Here is an 18,602-nt window from a genome sequence, read left to right as displayed (position 1 = left end):
CCTTTTTCGGGATCAGGCCCCCGATCAATCGTCCGCGACGACCGTGCAGCGGCCGCCGCCCCTCAGAATATCGCCGAAACCACCTTTTTCGTGGATCGAATAGACGATTATCGGAATGTTGTTTTCGCGCGCAAGTGCAATCGCTGCCGTATCCATGATGGAAAGGCCACGTTTTATAACTTCGCCATGGCTGATGCGCTCGAAACGTGTCGCATTCGCGTCCTTCTTGGGGTCCGCCGAGTAGACGCCGTCGACCTGGGTGCCCTTGAAAAGCGCGTCGGCGCCAATTTCAGCCGCGCGAAGTGCGGCGGCCGAATCAGTGGTGAAGAACGGATTGCCGGTGCCGCCGGCGAAGATCACCACCTTGCCCTGGTTCATGTAGGCGGTTGCCTGGCGCTGCGAAAAGCTCTCGCAAAGTTCGGGCATGGCGATCGCCGAAAGCACCACGGCTTCGACGCCTATCTTGTTCAATGAGGTGCGCAACGCCAGCGAATTGATGACCGTGGCGAGCATGCCCATGTGGTCGCCGGTGACACGGTCGCCGCCCTTGGAGGCAACGGCCACGCCGCGAAAAATGTTGCCGCCGCCGATGACGACGCCGACCTCGATGCCCAGCGCACGCGCCTCGGCGATGTCGCTGGCAATGCGATCGACGACCGAAACATCGATGCCGAAATGCTGTTCGCCCATCAATGCTTCGCCCGACGCTTTCAGCAAGACACGTCGGTAGAGCGGCTTCACCGTCATCTGGGCCTCTTCATTTGCATATGGCGCGTTCCGGGTGGCTGCTCTCGCGCAGGCGCCACCCGAAACAATGGCGTTCCGATACACGAAGGGCGCCGCGATGTCACGCGGCGCCCAAACGGCAAATTCGTAGGTGTCCTGTCCGTCGATCAGTTGGTGGATACGCTGACCGACTCGCCTTCGATGAGCACCGGCGACGCGTAACTGGAGGGCTTGTCGCCGGTTGTCGCGCCGCCGGTAACGCGCCCCTGTATCTGCGAGCCGAAATAGGAATAGGGAAATGGCGCCGGTGTTCTACTGACTGCCTCCAGCCGGTCGCGATGCGATGCGGGAATCTCGAAATCCAGCGCGCCAAGATTGTCCTGCATTTGGCTGAGCGTTGTTGCACCGAGGATGACGGTTGCGATCCCCGGCTGCGTCGCCGCCCAGTTGAGCGCGACCTGGGGCATGCTGCGGCCGAGCTCGGATGCGACCTTCTCGAGTTCGGCCACGATAGCCCAGTTGCGCTCCGTGAATTTTTGGAAACCCGGATGCGTCGAGTTGCGAAATCCGTCGAGCCGGCCGGCGTTTCCGGCCTGGACCGGTCGATATTTGCCGCTCAGCAAACCGCTGGCCAGTGGGCTCCAGACCATGATACCGACGCCATGGCGCGTGCCGAATGGCACGAATTCGTTCTCGATCGCGCGTTCGGTCAACGAATATTCGAGCTGTAGCGCCGAAATCGGCTCATATCCGCGCAACTCGGCGATCGCCTGTGCCCGGCCCGCGTACCAGGCCGGCACATCGGACAGCCCCACATGGCGAACCTTACCCATGCGAACCAGGTCGTCCAGCGTGCGCATGACCTCTTCGGCAGGCGTCAGCCTGTCCCAGATGTGCATGAGATAGAGATCGATATAATCGGTCCCCAACCGTTTCAGCGAAGCATCGACGGCCCGCATGATGTTCTTGCGGCCGTTGCCGCCAGCATTCGGATTGCCGGGCTGCATGTTCATGCTGAACTTGCTGGCGATTACAGCCGTGTCGCGCAGCCCGCGCTCGGCGATGAATTCACCAAGCCAGGCTTCGGCCGTACCGCCGGTGTAAAGGTCCGCTGTGTCGAAGAAATTGCCGCCCGCCTCGACATAGGCGTCGAATATTGCTCGCGCCGTGTCCCTGTCGGCTCCCCAGCCCCATTCCTTGCCGAAAGTCATCGTGCCCAGTGCCAGCCGGCCGACCTTGAGGCCGCTGTTGCCAAGAGTGTAATAAGTCATGGTCATGATCCTCTTCCAATGCTTGGTGATAGATGCCCCGTGTCACTGGCCCGGGGTCGTCTTGACCCACGGGTTGCCGCGCTCATGTGTCATGCGGAACGTGAAGCCATCGACCTTCCAGCCGCCGGCGGAACGCGTCAGGTGATGTTCATAGGTGCCCCAGACCTCCCAAAGCGGGTCGCCATTGCCTTCCATGCGGTTCCAGGCATAGCCGTTCGACAGGACAGTCGCCGTGTCCGCATCGAGAACGACCTGGTGATTGGTGCGCAGATGCAGGCTTGTCTTGCTGCCCTTGAGGTTGGACGCCCAAGCACCGATCAAATCGTCGGAGGCAATATTGGCCGCAGGCTGTCCGGAGAGACTGCTAAAGTCGGCAGTGACCCGATCCGCAAAATAGCTGCGTGCAAGCTTCCAGTCCTGGGCGTCGACGGCGCGGTCGATGGCATCGGCAATGCGAATGACCGCGCGTTCATCTGCGAGCACCTGCCAGTCGGATGGTTCCGCCCCGCCGGCGTCTATCGGCGCCAATGCCATGCCTGCCGCGAAAGTTACGTGCTTCAACGTCTTCATGTCTCGTCTCCTCGATGCCATCAGTCGATCGCCGATGTGTTGGCGATAATGTGGACCGCCGCCCGGACATCGATAAGGTTGCATTGTTCGCAAAGACTATGCGATATCATTCATGAATGGATCGCGATCTGCTCAGCCATCTCCCTGTCGTGGTCGCCGTTGCCCGGCGCGGCGGGTTCGCGCTTGCCGCTGCCGAACTCGGCATGAGTCCTTCGGCGGTCAGCCATGCGGTGCGCATTGTCGAAGAGCGGATCGGCCAGCCCCTGTTCGCCCGCACGACGCGCAGCGTTTCGCTCACCGAGGCCGGCAAGGCGCTGGTGGAAACGGCGGCTCCTGCCCTCCAGGATATTGCCGAGCGGATGGACCGCATCCGCAGCGTCAAAGGCAGGCCGTCTGGCCTGCTCCGGATCAACGCCTCCAACATCGCGATACCATTGGCGGTGACGCCGGTCGTCGCGGCGATGGCCGAGCGCTATCCGGAGGTTACGGTCGAGGTCTTCGCTGACCAGGGTCTGGTTGATATTGTCGGGGAAGGCTTCGATGCCGGCATCCGGCTTGGCGAGATGATCGCTCAGGACATGGTTGCGGTCCGGCTGACGCCGCCATTCTCCGTCGTCATCGTCGCCTCGCCCGCCTATATCGGAAGGCACGGCCGTCCCCGCAGCGTTGCCGACCTGGCGAACCACAATTGTATTGGCTACCGGCTCGTCCGCTCCGGCGCACTCTATCGCTGGGATCTGGTCGAGGATGGCAAGGAACTCGCCATCGAGACGCGGGGTAGCGTTGTCGTGACGGATTCGCTCGCGGCAATCGATCTCGCGCTTGCAGGCGTCGGGCTCGCCTATATGTTCGAGCCGCTGGCACGCGCCGATCTTGCCGCCGGCCGCCTAGTCCAGGTGCTGCCGCAGTCGGCAATCGAGGAGCCGGGGCTATTCCTCTATTTTCCGCGCCGGGCGGCAATGGCGCCGAAGCTCAGGGCCTTCATCGATGCCGCACAAGAAATCGGCCGGGCGTCCCTGCGGACACCCGGCCGAGTTGCCTGAGTTCGTTAGCCCTGGAAGGGGCTATTTCTTGACCGCGGCAGCGACTTCCGCGGCGAAATCGGTCTCTTCCTTCTCGATGCCCTCGCCCAGCGCAAAGCGCAAATAGGCGGTGATCTTGGCCGGCGCGCCGATCTCCTTCTCGGCATCCTTCAGCGCCTTCTCGACGGTGATGTCGGGATTGAGCACGAAAGCCTGCTTCAGCAGCACGACCTCTTCGTAGAATTTGCGCAGACGGCCTTCGACCATCTTCTCGATGATCGCTTCCGGCTTGCCGGACTGACGCGCCTGGTCGGAGAAGATCGCCTTCTCGCGCTCGATAGCCGCCGGATCCAATTCCTCGGTGGTCAGCGCCATCGGGCTGGTGGCCGCGACATGCATGGCGACCTGTCGGGCAAAGGCGTTAGCCGCATGCTCGTTGCCCGTGGTCTCGATCGCGACCAAAACACCGAGCTTGCCGAGGCCATCGGCCACTGCGTTGTGGACGTAGGTGGCAACTGCGCCGTGCGGAACGGTCAGCTTGGCAGAGCGACGGAAGCCCATGTTTTCGCCAATCGTGCCGACCGCGTCCTTGATGGTGTCGGCAACCGACTTGTCCGAACCAGGATACTTTGCCGCGGCCACAGCCTCTGTCGTGCCATAGGCCAGGGCAACCTTGGCAACGTTGGCGACGATTTCCTGAAACGCGGCATTGCGGGCAACGAAATCCGTCTCGGAATTGACTTCTACGACGGCCGCTTCGCGAACGCCGGAATCAACGCCGATCAGACCTTCAGCAGCGGTGCGGCCAGCCTTCTTGTCGGCCTTTGAAATACCCTTCTTGCGCAGCCAGTCGACGGCCTCTTCCATGTTGCCGTTGGTCTCGGTCAACGCCGCCTTGCAATCCATCATGCCCGCGCCGGTCAAGTCGCGGAGTTCTTTGACCTGTGCAGCCGAAATGCTCATTGTCGCCTCTTTGTTTTAAATGCACCGACGCACCATCGAACTTCGATGATGCGTCTGTTTAGCGTGCCAGAATATGAGAAAGATGAAGGCCGCAACCGGTCTTCGATTATCAAGCTTCGGGGGCTTCCGACGCCGGGGCCGGAGCCGGCTCGAGCGCCGGTTCGACCGGAGCTTCGACCGAAGCGCCGATGTCGACGCCGAGCGCGCCCTGCTGACGGGCGATGCCGTCGATCGCAGCCTTGGCGATCAGGTCGCAATAGAGCTGGATGGCGCGGGCCGCGTCGTCATTGCCGGGGATCGGGAAGTCGATCTTGTCCGGATCGCAGTTCGAATCGATGATGGCGACGACCGGGATGCCGAGACGCTTGGCCTCGAGGATGGCGATCGCTTCCTTGTTGGTGTCGATGACGAACATCAGGTCGGGCGTCGAGCCCATGTCCTTGATGCCGCCCAGCGCCTTGTCGAGCTTCTCGCGCTCGCGGTCGAGGTTCAGGCGTTCCTTCTTGGTCAACCCTTGCGCCTCGCCGGCCAGCATCTCGTCGAGCTTGCGCAGGCGTTGAATCGAGTTAGAGATCGTCTTCCAGTTGGTCAGCATGCCGCCGAGCCAACGCGAATTGACATAGTACTGGGCCGAACGCTGTGCCGCATCGGCGACGATGTCGGACGCCTGGCGCTTGGTGCCGACGAACAACACGCGGCCGCCCTTGGCGACAGTGTCGGAAACCTGCTTCAGCGCCTGGTGCAGCAAAGGCACCGTCTGCGACAGGTCGATGATGTGGATGTTGTTACGAGCGCCATAGATGTAGGGCGCCATCTTCGGGTTCCAGCGGTGGGTCTGGTGGCCGAAGTGAATGCCAGCTTCCAAAAGCTGGCGCATGCTGAAATCAGGCAGTGCCATTCAAAGTTCCTTTCCGGTTAGCCTCCACGGACACAGGCATTTTTGGACTTTGTCCTCGAACGCCACCGGAGGTTTCAGCCGGATTTCTCCCGGGCAGACACCAAAGTCCGTGTGTGGAATGAGCGCGCATATAGAGGGGATGCGCGACAAACGCAAGCGCCGCGGGATCTGTGGTGCGGCGTGCGACGATCCGCGCGCAGCCGTCAGCGCTTTATCTTCCCGTTCGGCACTCGCACGCGCCGGAAGACCGCGACGATCTCCTCGCGGCTGCATTCGATGGCGCCGAGCCGCACCGCACGGTCGCGCTCGAAGCCTGTTATATCGTAATGTGGCGCCGATGTCTTGGGCGGCCCCTGGTAGGACGAACGCTTGATCGCCAGATCCGCGGCGAAGCGATGCAGTTCGTCGGGGTCGTCGGCCAACAGATGGCACCAGCGATGGCCAGCCCAATTCCAGATCGCTGCGTCGACATAGACCGCCATGAGGCTTGCCGTATTCCTTCATCTCGCGCCGACCGGCACTCGTCTAGCGATGATAGAAGGGATTCGGATAGAAAATGAAGCCGCCGCCGGCCTCGATTTCAGCCACGGTGCGGGTGACGGTTTCCTGCATGCGACGATGCAACTCGGCAACCGCATCGTCGATCGAGCCCGCATACTCATGCATGCCGAGTGGATCGGGCACCCGGATATGGCCGCAACGCGGTCCGGCCGGCTGCGGAATGAACCGATTCATCGTGTCACGCAGTCCGCCCTGGCAATAGTCGTTGCGGATCCGCTTCAGATGTTCGGCGATCTCCTCCTGGGTGATGCGCGGGTTGGCCGAGGCCCACGGACCGATGCGTTGCAGCCTCTGAATGGTATCGGCGAGCGCGCGGACCTGTTTTTTCCCATCGGCGTCGCCGGTGTTTTCGCGCTGCCAGCGACGCGCGCGCCGCAAAAGCTCGGCGGTGTCGGTGACATCGGCGTCAGGTGAAGTGCTTTTACCGAGCCGGCGGCCAAGTTCGGCGAGCAACGCCTGCTGGCGCTCGGCATAGGACGCGCCTTGATCGGATGGCCTGTCCCAGGCCGCCTCATCGCGGGCCAGCAGCGTCACATAGATATGGCGGATGCGCTGCGGCAGTGTGTCGGTCGCCTCGCGTTCTATTTTCAGGCTTTTCTCTACATAGGCGCATTCCTTCGCCAGCGCCGCTTCGACATTCCTGGCGAAGGCAAGCTTCCAGACGACTGGCGCGATCCAGACCTTGAAATCCGGATTCGTGGCCCTGCCGCGTTTGAGAGCCTCTAGCCCCATCTCGACGGCGCCCGGCAGCAACGGCGCAACGACATTGGCATGCCAGCCGACGCCGCCTTCGGGATGCAGCAGCACGCCATGGCCTTTCAAGGCCCAGGCGACGGAGTGTTCCTTGGCTGCCCCGCTATTGCCGGGAATCTGGGCGATCAGATTGTTGGCCAGCCAAAATCTCTGCATCAGCCGGCCAAGGCCGTTGACGACACCGTTCGTCGCCCATGACGCAGTGAGCGGGCTGACCTGCGACACGATCTCCTTGTCGATCATCCAATCGGTGAAGAACTCGGGATGATTGGGCGTGATGAAGGTCGCCTTCCCTGCCCCGCAACTGGCCTTCAGCCGCTCGAGATCGGTGTGGGGAAAGTCGATATGGCGAACATTGGCGACCCCGCGCAAACCGGCCAGGCGGTTGAACGGCAACAGATCGCGAAATCCGGGAATGCCGCGCAGCATGACGATCCGGTTGACGGATGTCATGGCCCTGATCAGTGCCGGGTTGGGCCTCGGCGCCACGAACACATCGATCCTGCTCAAGCTGCTCCCCCTTGCGCCTGGGCGCTGGGAGGAGGTTGCGAGACGATTGCGGCGCGTTCAAGTCGTTCGCCACGACAACGCAATGTCGTGGTTAATCAACCGGCCAGCCGAAGCCCTATTTCGTCGGGCAGGTTTTCGCTTGGTCGAACAGCGTAAGATTGACCAGCTTTCCGGTCATCGAGAAGTCGTTGTAGTCCATGACTAGGTCACGGGTGATGCCGTTCTCGTGCAGCTTGAAGCTGATGCGATATTCCGGCACCTCTTCGCCTGTCTTGTCGGTGTCGCCGAAATAGGCGATGTCGACCGGCCAGTATTTGTCGGTGGCGAGCTTTGCCAGGGCCGGAGCCTCCGGGTCGGCCTTGTCGGCATCGGTCTTCTTACCGACAACGACGGTGGTCGTCATCACCTTGTTGGCGTCTTCGGAACCATCGAACAGGTTGGTTTCATAGAAGTTCTCGCCCTTTTCGGCCTTGCCGATCAGTTCGACCAGATGCTGGGTCGGGAATTGGGTTGTCGCCAGCTCGACGCTGTTCTTTTCAGGCTTGTCGATATCGACCTTCAGGCCTTTGGCCTCTTTCGTGGCTATGCCCTTGACCTCCTTGTCGAGATTCTGGTCGGAGAAGGATTTCGTCACGAACGAAAAGGTCTTGCCTTCGGCGTCCTCGAAAGTTGTCGTCTGCTGGTCCGTCAGCTTCGTGCCGTCGGCGGTGACGATCTGCGTGACGAAGCGGAATTTCACCGTATAGCCTTCGCAGGCCGAGCCGTTGAACTCATAGACCATGCGGCCGGATATCCCCGTGATGCCGGACTGATCGGAAGCCTTTTTCAGGGTAAGATCGTAAACGGCGCGGTGGGCTTGCAGCGCCGGCGCGGCAAAGGCTGGTCCTATCGAGAAGACCGCCGACAACAGAACGGCATGGAATGCAAGGCGCGTAGCGCGCATGAGGTACTCCGATCATCGCGGCTGATGGCAGGCCGCAGGGAAAGATGGTCCAGCTTAAAAAAAGTCGTGGCGGAAGCGAGGCAAAAATAGCAATTTCGGCCCGGCCGGCGCGGCGTCACCAAGCAATAGGGAAATACCATGAGTGAAACAATCGAAAAGCGGCTAAGCGATCTGGGCGTGACGCTTCCTGTCGCCGCCGCCCCCGCCGCCAACTACGTGCCCTATTGCAGAACCGGCAATTTGCTGTTCACAGCCGGGCAATTGCCGCTCAAGGATGGCAAGCTGCAGGCGAGCGGGCTGCTCGGCCGCGACGTCGACACGGCAGGCGGCAAGGACGCGGCAAAATACTGCGCGATCAACATCCTGGCACAGGCCAAGGCCGCGCTCGGCGACCTCGAGAAGATCCGCCGCCTGGTGAAGATTACCGTTTTCGTTGCCTCGACACCCGAGTTTGTCGAGCAGCATTTGGTTGCCAACGGCGCCTCCGATTTCCTGGTCGCGGCCCTTGGCGAGCGCGGCAAGCACGCCCGCTCCGCCGTCGGCACCGCTTCGCTGCCGCTTAATGCCGCGGTCGAAATCGAAGCCATCTTCGAAGTCGAGTGAGCCGGGAGACAATCATGACCGACCTATCCTGGCTGACTGCCCGGCCCGTCGCCCATCGCGGCTTTCACGACATGAACAAGACGCGCTGGGAAAACACGCTTTCCGCATTCGCGGCGGCAGCCGAGCGCGGCTATGCCATCGAATGCGATGTGCACCTGTCATCCGACCGCGTTCCCGTCATCATCCATGACGGCGATCTCAAGCGCCTGACCGGCCAGGATGGTTTCGTCTGGCAACGCACCGCGGCGGAACTGGCGGCGCTCAAGATCGGTGGCACGGCGGACCATGTGCCGACGCTGCGGGAAGCGCTCGACCTGATCGATGGCCGCGTGCCACTGGTCGTCGAGCTGAAAGGCGTGCCCGGCTATGACGAAGGCTTGGTGGCAAGCGTCGGCAAGATGCTCAAGCGCTACAAGGGCAGAGCCGCGATCATGTCGTTCGATCACTGGCTGATCCGCGATTTTCCGAAGGACGCGCCGGGTATCCCAGGGGGTCTCACCGCCTACGGCAAGGACGTCAGGTTGATCGAGGCGCATTTCGCCATGCTAGCGCATAAGATCGCCTTCACCTCCTATGCCGCAGGCGACCTGCCGAACCCCTTTGTCAGCTTCGTGCGTGAAAAGCTGAAAATGCCCGTTATCACCTGGACGGTGCATGACCAGCCGGCGATCGACCTGACCTTTAGATATGCCGACCAGATGACGTTCGAGGGGTTCGAACCCGATATGGTCGAAGTCGCCTGAACTCGAGTGTCTGAAACGTGACTTGTACCTGGCCCGACGGAGCTTAAATAAGCCTCATGGATCAAGGCGACGAGGGCGACGAACAAACAGCAAATGCGGACTATTCGATCCGCGTCGCCGCCGGCATTGGCGCCTTCACCTGCCATGAATGGAACGGCTTTGCCGGAACCACGCGTGGCGATGCAGAAACCAGCTACAATCCTTTGGTTTCATTTGCTTTCCTGAGCGCGCTCGAGGATTCCGGATGCGCCGTGCGACGCACCGGTTGGCAGGGCCACCATCTCAGGCTGGAGGATGGGCAGGGCAGATTGCTGGGCGCGGTGCCCTGTTATCTCAAATCGCACAGCCAGGGCGAATATGTGTTCGATCATGGCTGGTCGGATGCTTTCGAGCGCGCCGGCGGCCGTTACTATCCAAAACTGCAATGCGCTGTGCCTTTCTCCCCGGTTACCGGCCCTCGCCTGCTGGTCAGCAAGGGCGAGCACAGCGCGACCGTGAAGGCCGGTTTGGCAGCGGGCTTGAAGGCGGTCACGCAAAAACTCGGTGTCTCGTCCGCGCATGTCACCTTCGCGCCAGAGGAAGACGTAGAGGTACTGGAAGCGGCGGGTTTCCTGCACCGCACCGACCAGCAATTCCATTTCTTCAACGAAGGCTTTTCAACCTATGACGACTTCCTCGTCACCCTTGCCTCGCGCAAGCGCAAGGCGATGAAGAAGGAAAGGCGCGAAGCGCTCGCTGACGGCATTTCGATCGACTGGCTGACCGGCAAGGATCTCACCGAAAAGGCCTGGGACGATTTCTTTGCCTTCTACATGGACACCGGCAGCCGCAAATGGGGCCGGCCCTATCTCAACCGCCACTTCTTTTCGCTGATCGGCGAGCGCATGGCCGACGACATCCTGCTGGTGATGGCCAAACGCAACGGGCGCTATATTGCCGGTGCGATCAATTTCATCGGCTCCGACGCACTCTATGGCCGCAACTGGGGCTGCATCGAGGACCATCCCTTCCTGCATTTCGAGGTCTGCTATCACCAAGCGATCGACTTCGCCATCGAGCGCAAGCTGAAGGTGGTGGAGGCGGGCGCGCAGGGTGAGCACAAGCTGGCGCGCGGCTACCGGCCGGTGACCATGCATTCCGCTCACTACATCGCCCATCCAGGCTTGCGCAACGCCGTTGCCGATTATCTCAGGCGCGAACGGCACGAGGTGGAGCGGATGAGCGAATATCTGGAAGAGCACACTCCGTTCCGCAAGGATCTCGAGGAGTAGCGGCCGGCCCCTGATGGGGGCAGGGCGACGATCGTCTTGCCGAATTTCGACGGCTTCGCTACACGAAAAGTCACAATCCGGAGCGTTCGCCATGACCGAGGCCGCCTACGAGACCGACAACATTTTCGCCAAGATCCTGCGCGGCGAAATTCCCTCGCACCGCGTCTATGAGGACGAAGCGGTCGTCGCTTTCATGGACGTGATGCCGCAGGGGCCGGGCCATACGCTGGTGGTGCCGAAAGCGTCGTCGCGCAACCTGCTCGACGCCGATCCGTCAATTTTCGGCCATCTCTTCAGCGTCGTTCAGAAAGTGGCGCTGGCGGTGAAAAAAGCCTTCGGCGCCGATGGCGTCACCGTGATGCAGTTCAATGAGCCGGCCTCGGGGCAGACCGTCTATCATCTGCATGTGCATGTCATCCCGCGTTTCGATGGCATCCCCCTGAAGCCGCACACAGGGCAGATGGAGAAACCGGAAGTGTTGACCGAGAGCGCCGAAAAGGTCCGGGCTGCGCTCGGAAATTGAAGCTTGAACGTCCGCGACGTGCTGGACCCGCCGAGAGTCTCGACCTGACAAGCGCCGATCAGTTCCAGAAGACGATTTCCGGTTCCGACCTGCCCCGTCCAGCGCCGGATTCAACAGTTTGCAACTCTAATCGTCTGATTAGGAAATATCGAACCATCTCACGGTAAAACGCTAAAGCGTGGCGGGCTGTTGGGGTTTCAAAACGATGGAAAATTCGGTTGCGGCGTCGACCCTACTGACGAGGGCAATTGTCGGGCGTGTTTTTCTTGGCACTCTAGCGGATGCCTTTTGGCGACACCGGCTGCTGCACGCCATGGCTGTCGCCGCGCTGCTTCTGGCAAGCGCGGTCGGGTGGCACACGGGAAACATGCCCGATTTCGGCGCACTGGAGGAATACGCTGAGTATCTTGGCTTCGCCCTTTGGATTTGCGGCTCCGTCTTTGCACTTGGGATGTTTTTCCATCTTGCGCTGGTCAAGCGGGAGACCGAACCCCTCGGAACCTTCCTCCGATCGCTGGGCAGCTTCTTTGGCGACGCCGAACGCATTGCCAACAGCCTGAACGGCCTGGCCGCGAGTATTACTTTCATCTCCGCCTTCGGCGTGTTGAAGGGAGCCATCGCGATCCTTTCCCCATTTGCATGGGACAAGGCGCTGGCCCACGCCGATCGCATACTGCACTTCGGTCGAGCCCCGGACGAATGGCTATGGTTCATCGTCCAGTCGCCACTCGCATTGAGAACGCTCAACATCGCCTACAATTTCTGGTTCATCGTGCTCATCACCACGGTTTTCACCGCGTGCATCACCCGCAAGGATACGAAGCTGCGTCACCAGTTCCTGATGAGCTTCATGCTGGTATGGACGCTGGGCGGCTTTTTGCTGGCTATGGGGGTGTCGTCGGCAGGGCCATGCTTTTACGAGCGGCTTGGGCTCGGCGGCGACTTTCATCCCCTCATGCAAGCACTCGCCGCCGCCGATCGCATCTATCCGATCTGGGCGCTCAGCACGCAGGACATGCTGTGGAACGGCTATACCGGCGCGACGAACGGCAGCATCGGGATATCCGCCTTCCCGTCCATGCATGTGGCGATCGCGGTGCTTTTCGCTCTCTACGCAACGCGCCGTTCCCAGTTGGTCGGTCTCCTGATGTGGGCATTCGCCGGCGTCATCGTGATCGGCTCGATCGTCCTTGGCTGGCACTATGCCGTGGACGGCTATGCGGGCGCGTTCGTAACAATCGCGATCTGGAAGGCGTGTGGATATTTCCTGACCCTTTTCGCGCCGGACCGCGCCGACCGCTCTTTTTCTGCGGCCACCAGCCCTCCAGACGTAATCTCGACAACCTGAACGAGCTCGCCTGCGCGCGCCGCACTTGTCAAAGCGGCCCGCGAGCCGCGAGAGATGGATCGGATAGTTTCTGAAACGCCGTCGGTTGCGGCCCTTGCCGAAGTCGCCCTCTGATCGCATCCACGCATTGTGCCGGGGTCAGACGCGAGGTGTCGACTTCCAGGTCATAGAGGCCGGGATCGTGCACGGCCTGCTGCCACAGACGGACCGGCAGCGGCGTAGGATCGTGGCGGGATCCAGTCACGTAGCCTTTTTCCGCCGCGCTCGCGGCACGCCTTTCCAGGATCACATCGATCGGACAGCGAACACCCACGAACAAGGCCGGCAGACCGACAAGTCGGCGCGCGCAATCGGCCAGAATGTGAAGCGGCTTCGAATAAGCATCGTGGTGGCCGACATCAGCCACGACATTCAGCCCCAGCCGGCTGTGGGCGGCCATCGATTCGTAGAGCGCGGCGTATAATCCCGGCACAAGCCCCTCAAGGTCAGGACGCTCGCCGCCCGGCCGCAATCCAATTCCAGGCCGATAACGCGGTGGCGTGGCCTGCTCGTAAACATCGACGCCGAGATTGATCCAGACGCCATCGAAGCTCTCCTGAATAGCCCGGGCGATGCTTGATTTTCCCGATCGCGGCGCACCGTTGAGGATGACGATCCGCCGATCATGCTTGCCCTCGTACCAATGGAAAAAGCCCCGTTTCCGGGGCTTTTTCGACTTTCGTCAAGGTCAGTTCTTTCTAGGCAGCTGCGGCACCAGGCTGCGCTTACCGCCGTCCTTACCCTTGGCCTCGGACTTCGGCGCCGCCAGCTTCTTGGCCGCGGGCTTTTTCGCGACGGCCTTTCTGGGCTTCGGCGTTTCTTCCGGCTCTTCCTTCTTCGGTTTCACCGGCGCCTCGTCGGCGAGCGATTCGAGTTTCAGGCCGGTCTCGCCGGTTTCCTTCTTCTCGACGGTAACACGCACCGTGCCACCCTTCTTGAGCTTGCCGAACAGCACCTCGTCGGCCAACGGCTTCTTGATGTGCTCCTGGATGACCCGGCCGAGCGGCCGCGCTCCCATACGCTCGTCATAGCCCTTCTCAGCCAGCCAGGCGATCGCATCCGGCGACAGGTCGAAGGTAACGCCACGCTCCGAAAGCTGGGCCTCGAGCTGCATGACGAACTTCTGCACCACCTGATGGATGACCGGCACCGGCAGCGAGCCGAACGGGATGATCGCATCGAGACGGTTGCGGAACTCCGGCGTGAACAGCCGGTTGATCGCCTCGACATCGTCGCCTTCGCGCTTGGTCGAACCGAAGCCGATCGCCGCGCGCTGCGCATCCGATGCACCCGCATTGGTGGTCATGATCAGGATCACATTGCGGAAGTCGATCTGCTTGCCATTGTGGTCGGTCAGCTTGCCGTGGTCCATCACCTGCAACAGGATGTTGAACAGGTCCGGATGCGCCTTCTCGACCTCGTCGAGCAACAGCACACAGTGCGGATGCTGGTCTACGCCATCGGTCAAAAGACCGCCCTGGTCGAAGCCGACATAGCCGGGGGGCGCGCCGATCAGCCGCGAAACGGTGTGGCGTTCCATATATTCCGACATGTCGAAGCGGATCAGCTCGACGCCGAGCGAGGCAGCCAACTGCTTGGCCACTTCGGTCTTGCCGACACCGGTCGGGCCGGAGAACAGGTAGGAGCCGATGGGCTTCTCCGGTTCGCGCAGGCCTGCACGCGCCAGCTTGATCGCCGAGGTCAGAGCGGTGATCGCGGTGTCCTGGCCATAGACGACGCGCTTCAGCTCGATATCGAGACCCTGCAGCACCTTCTCGTCATCGGCCGAAACCGTCTTCGGCGGGATGCGGGCCATGGTGGCGATCGTCGCTTCGATCTCCTTGATACCGATGGTCTTCTTGCGCTTGGCTTCCGGCACCAGCATCTGCGAGGCACCGGTCTCGTCGATCACGTCGATCGCCTTGTCCGGCAGCTTGCGGTCGTTGATGTAGCGTGCCGACAGCTCCACCGAGGCCTTGATCGCCTCGTTGGTGAACTTCACCTTGTGGAACTCCTCATAATAGGGCTTGAGGCCCTTCATGATCTCGATGGCGTCCTCGATGGTCGGCTCGTTGACGTCGATCTTCTGGAAGCGCCGCACCAAGGCGCGGTCCTTCTCGAAGAACTGGCGGAATTCCTTATAGGTGGTCGAGCCGATGCAGCGGATCGCGCCCGACGACAGCGCCGGCTTCAACAGGTTGGACGCGTCCATGGCGCCGCCTGAAGTAGCCCCTGCCCCGATCACCGTGTGGATCTCGTCGATGAACAGCACAGCACCTGGATAGTCCTCCAGCTCCTTGACGACCTGCTTAAGCCGTTCCTCGAAATCGCCACGATAGCGGGTGCCGGCGAGCAGCGTGCCCATGTCGAGCGCGAAGATGGTGGCGTTGTGCAGCACTTCGGGAACGTCGCCCTCGACGATGCGCTTGGCCAGACCCTCGGCGATCGCCGTCTTGCCGACGCCTGGATCGCCGACATAGAGCGGGTTGTTCTTGGAGCGGCGGCACAGCACCTGGATGGTGCGGTTGATCTCGGACTCGCGGCCGATCAGCGGGTCGATCTTGCCGGCCTTGGCCTTGTTGTTGAGATTGACGCAATAGGCGGTCAGCGCGTCCTGCTGCTGCTTCTTCTTGCCGCCTTCCTCTTGCGGCTCGGCGCCGTTCTGGCCGCCCTGCTCGTCATCGGCACCGCGCGGCGAGCGTGTCTCCGACGCGCCCGGACGCTTGGCAATGCCGTGCGAGATGTAGTTGACCGCGTCGTAGCGGGTCATCTGCTGTTCCTGCAGGAAATAGGCGGCGTGGCTCTCGCGCTCGGCGAAGATGGCGACGAGCACGTTGGCGCCCGACACTTCCTCGCGGCCCGACGACTGCACATGGATCACGGCGCGCTGGATGACGCGCTGGAACCCGGCCGTCGGCTTGGAGTCCTCGTCGTAACCGGTGACCAGATTGTCGAGTTCGGTGTCGATATAGGTAAGCACTGTGTGCTTCAACTCATCGAGGTCGACATTGCAGGCGCGCATGACGGCGGCCGCCTCGGTGTCGTCGATGAGCGCGAGCAGCAGATGTTCAAGGGTTGCGTATTCATGGTGCCGCTCATTGGCGAGCGTCAGCGCCTGGTGAAGCGCCTTTTCCAGGCCTTGGGAGAAAGCCGGCATGTTACCTCACTTCTTCTCCATCACGCATTGCAGCGGATGCTGATTCTGTCGGGCGAAATCCATGACCTGGGACACTTTGGTCTCGGCCACCTCGAATGTATAGACCCCGCACTCGCCCACTCCATGATTGTGAACATGAAGCATGATGCGTGTGGCGGCTTCGCGGTCCTTCTGGAAAAAACGCTCCAGCACGTGAACCACGAACTCCATGGGCGTGTAGTCGTCGTTGAGGATGAGGACCCGGTAAAGGCTGGGCTTCTTGGTTTTGGTTTTGGTGCGCGTGATGACAGCCGTCCCGCGGCCGGCCTCATTGCCGTCGCCGCCGCCGTTTTGCATCCGCACCACGTGTCTCGTGGCAGTCAAACCGATCGTCACGTATTCCTGCCTCTTTCGAATCCCCATGCGAGTTCGACATGTAGGTGTTCGATGGACGATTTTAAGCCCTTCTGTTTAGCTGACAATATGGCTAGGTGACCAAACTTGGACGATTTTCGCAATCGTGAAGGCGCGCGAGGCCCCGAAGCGGAAATTGACATGAAAAAGCCCGGCCGCGTTTCCGCAGCCGGGCTTTTTCCCGAACCCAAAGGGCCGGATCTGGGTCACGTCGGGCGAAATTGCCCCGCCCGGGTGAAATTACTTCGCCTTGGCAACGATCGATTCGAACGGCTTGTAGGCTTCCTTGGCGAGTTCGGCATAGAGGTCGCCAATCTTGGTGGCCTCGGCGACGAACGCCTCATAGGACTGCTTGGCGTAATCCGACTGGATCTCGATCGCCTTTTCCAGCGACTTGGCCGAAAAGATTTTTTCGGCAGCGGCACTGCCGGCCTCGAAGCTCTTCTTAGTGTATTCGCCAGCTTCGGTGGCGATCGCCTGCGCGCCCTTGGAGAGCGACGCGAAGCTCTTCAATCCAGTGTCGGCGAACTCTTTGCCGTATTTGCTGAAGTCGGTCTGGGTCATTTCGCGATTCCCTTGACGGTTGAGGCGTCCTTCTTCGGGGGCACCTTTGTGCAATGCGAGATAATATATTGTGCGTCGCACAAAAGTCAATATTTCGCAGGCTTGCGGACCCGCCTGCGCAGCCAATGGCTAAAAATCGAATAAAGAGAGCTTCAAGCCCGAAGAAAATGGTGAACGCGGCGGTTACCATAAACGGATTGGTAACGCTGCCCCGGTAGCTTGGCCGGAAGCGAGGCAGAACCCTTTGCCGCCTCCAACGCAACGAAGAATCCAAGGGAAGTACCAGTGCGTCAGGCGTTGTTGGGCATCGTTTCCAAATACACCTCCCCCCTCAAAACGATCATGATCATCGCCATGGCGATGGCATTCGCTTGTGGCGATGTCGCCTCGTCGCTAGCGGCCAGGCAGGCGGCCATTGTCGTGGATGCCAAGACCGGCAAGGTGCTGTACTCCGCCGATGCCAATGGCAGGCGTTATCCGGCATCGCTGACCAAGATGATGACGCTCTACCTGACCTTCGAAGCGCTGGCGAAGGGCAAGATCAGCAGGAATTCGCAGGTCGTATTTTCGGCCCGCGCCGCGGCCGAGCCGCCGACGAAGCTCGGCGTGAAGGCAGGCGGCTCGGTCACTGTCGAGACAGCGATCCTGTCGATGGTCACCAAATCGGCGAACGACTCGGCAACCGCGCTCGGCGAAATGCTCGGCGGCGATGAAGCCACTTTCGCCAGGATGATGACCGCCAAGGCGCGTGCGCTGGGCATGAATGGCACCGTGTTTCGCAACGCCAACGGCCTGCCCGATCCCGGCCAGTTCACCACCGCGCGCGACATGGCGACGCTCGGTATCGCGCTGCGCGAGCATTTCCCGCAATACTACGGCTATTTCTCGCAGCGTTCCTTTCTCTACGGGCGCCAGCGCATCAACGGCCACAACCGCCTGCTCGGGCGCATCAAGGGCGTCGACGGCATCAAAACGGGCTACACCCGCGCCTCCGGCTTCAACCTCGTCTCGTCGGTTTCCGACGGCAATCGCCGCATCGTCGGCGTCGTCATGGGCGGCACCTCCGGCGGCAGCCGCGACAACCAGATGGCCACCTTGATCAACACCTATTTGCCGAGGGCATCGACCCGCGGCGGCGGCGATCTGGTCGCCAAGGCCGGCGGCAACAACCCGATCACCGCCCTTGCCAAGGTTCTCCTGCCCAAGCATGACGCGCCAACGCCGGACGACAAGCCGGTGGTGGCGCAGGACGATGCCACCGTTGCCCAGGACGCCACTGTCGCGGAAGACGATACCGCGCAGGCCGAAGAGGAAGCCCCCGTCGTCAAGACCAGAAAGGTCAAGACCGTCATCGTATCGGCGCCTCAAATTGCCACCGCCCAAGTGGTGGCGGCCTATGCCGAGCCGACGCCGGCGGCGGCTGTCGATCCGGTCAACACAGCGTCGGTGCCGTCGGGCTGGGCGATTCAAGTCGCCTCGTCGCCAAAACAGTCCGAAGCCCAGGCCTTCCTCGACAAGACCACCAAGCAGGCACCCAAGGCGCTGGCCGACGCGTCCGGCTTCACCGTTGCCTTCGACAAGGACGGCGTCACCTACTACCGCGCCCGCTTCGGCGGCTTCGGTTCGAAGGCCGCCGCCTGGAAGGCCTGCACCGCTTTGAAGAAGAAGAACATCGAGTGCTACGCCGTCCAGCAGTAGGACGGTGTGGAAGTCATCTCCCGGAAAAATTCTGCGTCGAAGGAGA

The 18,602-nt window shown here is 61.4% G+C and carries 19 protein-coding genes; 7 read left to right on the top strand and 12 right to left on the bottom strand.

All coding sequences use genetic code 11. The features are described from left to right. Window positions 1-24 precede the first annotated feature (24 nt). From pyrH to ACSQ3L_RS19330, 3 genes are all read right to left on the bottom strand, one after another. On the bottom strand, window positions 25-747 hold the full coding sequence (pyrH, locus tag ACSQ3L_RS19340) for a UMP kinase (protein WP_436161398.1): 723 nt from the start codon (window positions 745-747) through the stop codon (window positions 25-27). 146 nt (window positions 748-893) lie between these two features. Further along, complete coding sequence (locus ACSQ3L_RS19335) at window positions 894-2,003, bottom strand: aldo/keto reductase (RefSeq protein ID WP_436161397.1); 1,110 nt, start codon at window positions 2,001-2,003, stop codon at window positions 894-896. Between the two features lie 36 nt (window positions 2,004-2,039). Continuing rightward, window positions 2,040-2,567: a nuclear transport factor 2 family protein gene (locus ACSQ3L_RS19330; protein WP_436161396.1), complete on the bottom strand. Its 528-nt coding sequence runs from the start codon at window positions 2,565-2,567 to the stop codon at window positions 2,040-2,042. Between the two features lie 116 nt (window positions 2,568-2,683). Here ACSQ3L_RS19330 and ACSQ3L_RS19325 point away from each other — a divergent pair, with 116 nt between their 5' ends. Beyond that, on the top strand, window positions 2,684-3,610 hold the full coding sequence (locus ACSQ3L_RS19325) for a LysR family transcriptional regulator (RefSeq protein WP_436161395.1): 927 nt from the start codon (window positions 2,684-2,686) through the stop codon (window positions 3,608-3,610). Between the two features lie 21 nt (window positions 3,611-3,631). Here the strand turns inward: ACSQ3L_RS19325 and tsf are convergent, their stop codons facing one another. From tsf to ACSQ3L_RS19300, 5 genes are all read right to left on the bottom strand, one after another. Then, entirely contained in the window at window positions 3,632-4,552 is a 921-nt protein-coding gene (gene tsf / locus ACSQ3L_RS19320; RefSeq protein ID WP_292177506.1) for a translation elongation factor Ts, read from the bottom strand. A gap of 109 nt (window positions 4,553-4,661) precedes the next feature. After that, on the bottom strand, window positions 4,662-5,450 hold the full coding sequence (gene rpsB / locus ACSQ3L_RS19315) for a 30S ribosomal protein S2 (protein ID WP_292177508.1): 789 nt from the start codon (window positions 5,448-5,450) through the stop codon (window positions 4,662-4,664). Between the two features lie 203 nt (window positions 5,451-5,653). Continuing rightward, entirely contained in the window at window positions 5,654-5,932 is a 279-nt protein-coding gene (locus ACSQ3L_RS19310; RefSeq protein ID WP_436161394.1) for a DUF4031 domain-containing protein, read from the bottom strand. 43 nt (window positions 5,933-5,975) lie between these two features. Then, a complete protein-coding gene (locus tag ACSQ3L_RS19305; protein ID WP_436161393.1) occupies window positions 5,976-7,274 on the bottom strand; it encodes a hypothetical protein in 1,299 nt (432 codons plus the stop codon). Between the two features lie 115 nt (window positions 7,275-7,389). Continuing rightward, a complete protein-coding gene (locus ACSQ3L_RS19300) occupies window positions 7,390-8,217 on the bottom strand; it encodes a cell envelope integrity EipB family protein (RefSeq protein WP_436161392.1) in 828 nt (275 codons plus the stop codon). Window positions 8,218-8,355: 138 nt separating this feature from the next. On the opposite strand from ACSQ3L_RS19300, the gene ACSQ3L_RS19295 reads away from it, so the two are divergent. The 5 genes from ACSQ3L_RS19295 to ACSQ3L_RS19275 all read left to right on the top strand — a co-directional run bounded on the left by ACSQ3L_RS19295 (window position 8,356) and on the right by ACSQ3L_RS19275 (window position 12,705). Continuing rightward, entirely contained in the window at window positions 8,356-8,820 is a 465-nt protein-coding gene (locus ACSQ3L_RS19295) for a RidA family protein (RefSeq protein WP_436161391.1), read from the top strand. A gap of 14 nt (window positions 8,821-8,834) precedes the next feature. Next, window positions 8,835-9,563, top strand: a complete 729-nt coding sequence (locus tag ACSQ3L_RS19290; RefSeq protein WP_436161390.1) for a glycerophosphodiester phosphodiesterase — start codon at window positions 8,835-8,837, stop codon at window positions 9,561-9,563. A 56-nt stretch (window positions 9,564-9,619) separates the two neighbouring features. Next, a complete protein-coding gene (locus ACSQ3L_RS19285) occupies window positions 9,620-10,834 on the top strand; it encodes a GNAT family N-acetyltransferase (protein WP_436161389.1) in 1,215 nt (404 codons plus the stop codon). 91 nt (window positions 10,835-10,925) lie between these two features. Continuing rightward, window positions 10,926-11,357, top strand: coding sequence for an HIT family protein (locus ACSQ3L_RS19280; RefSeq protein ID WP_436161388.1), 432 nt, complete (start codon window positions 10,926-10,928; stop codon window positions 11,355-11,357). Between the two features lie 205 nt (window positions 11,358-11,562). Next, on the top strand, window positions 11,563-12,705 hold the full coding sequence (locus ACSQ3L_RS19275; RefSeq protein ID WP_436161387.1) for a phosphatase PAP2 family protein: 1,143 nt from the start codon (window positions 11,563-11,565) through the stop codon (window positions 12,703-12,705). 28 nt (window positions 12,706-12,733) lie between these two features. On the opposite strand, the gene ACSQ3L_RS19270 is transcribed toward ACSQ3L_RS19275, so the two are convergent. The 4 genes from ACSQ3L_RS19270 to ACSQ3L_RS19255 form a co-directional block, all read right to left on the bottom strand. Further along, window positions 12,734-13,360 (bottom strand): chloramphenicol phosphotransferase CPT family protein, encoded by a 627-nt coding sequence (locus tag ACSQ3L_RS19270; protein WP_436163482.1) that lies wholly within the window; start codon window positions 13,358-13,360, stop codon window positions 12,734-12,736. A gap of 72 nt (window positions 13,361-13,432) precedes the next feature. Further along, the gene (clpA, locus tag ACSQ3L_RS19265) at window positions 13,433-15,901 is read right to left on the bottom strand and encodes an ATP-dependent Clp protease ATP-binding subunit ClpA (protein ID WP_436161386.1); all 2,469 of its coding nucleotides are present in this window, start codon (window positions 15,899-15,901) and stop codon (window positions 13,433-13,435) included. Between the two features lie 6 nt (window positions 15,902-15,907). Beyond that, window positions 15,908-16,237, bottom strand: coding sequence for an ATP-dependent Clp protease adapter ClpS (clpS, locus tag ACSQ3L_RS19260; RefSeq protein WP_010909565.1), 330 nt, complete (start codon window positions 16,235-16,237; stop codon window positions 15,908-15,910). Between the two features lie 297 nt (window positions 16,238-16,534). Then, window positions 16,535-16,858 (bottom strand): phasin family protein, encoded by a 324-nt coding sequence (locus ACSQ3L_RS19255; RefSeq protein WP_436161385.1) that lies wholly within the window; start codon window positions 16,856-16,858, stop codon window positions 16,535-16,537. 285 nt (window positions 16,859-17,143) lie between these two features. On the opposite strand from ACSQ3L_RS19255, the gene ACSQ3L_RS19250 reads away from it, so the two are divergent. Further along, window positions 17,144-18,556: an SPOR domain-containing protein gene (locus ACSQ3L_RS19250; protein WP_436161384.1), complete on the top strand. Its 1,413-nt coding sequence runs from the start codon at window positions 17,144-17,146 to the stop codon at window positions 18,554-18,556. Window positions 18,557-18,602 lie beyond the last annotated feature (46 nt).

Origin of the sequence: Mesorhizobium sp. LjRoot246 (assembly GCF_964254115.1) — a bacterium.
In the GTDB taxonomy this organism is placed as follows: Bacteria; Pseudomonadota; Alphaproteobacteria; order Rhizobiales; family Rhizobiaceae; genus Mesorhizobium.
The sequence above is the reverse complement of the archived record's forward strand: the minus strand, read 5'-3'. Positions and strand labels throughout refer to the sequence as shown.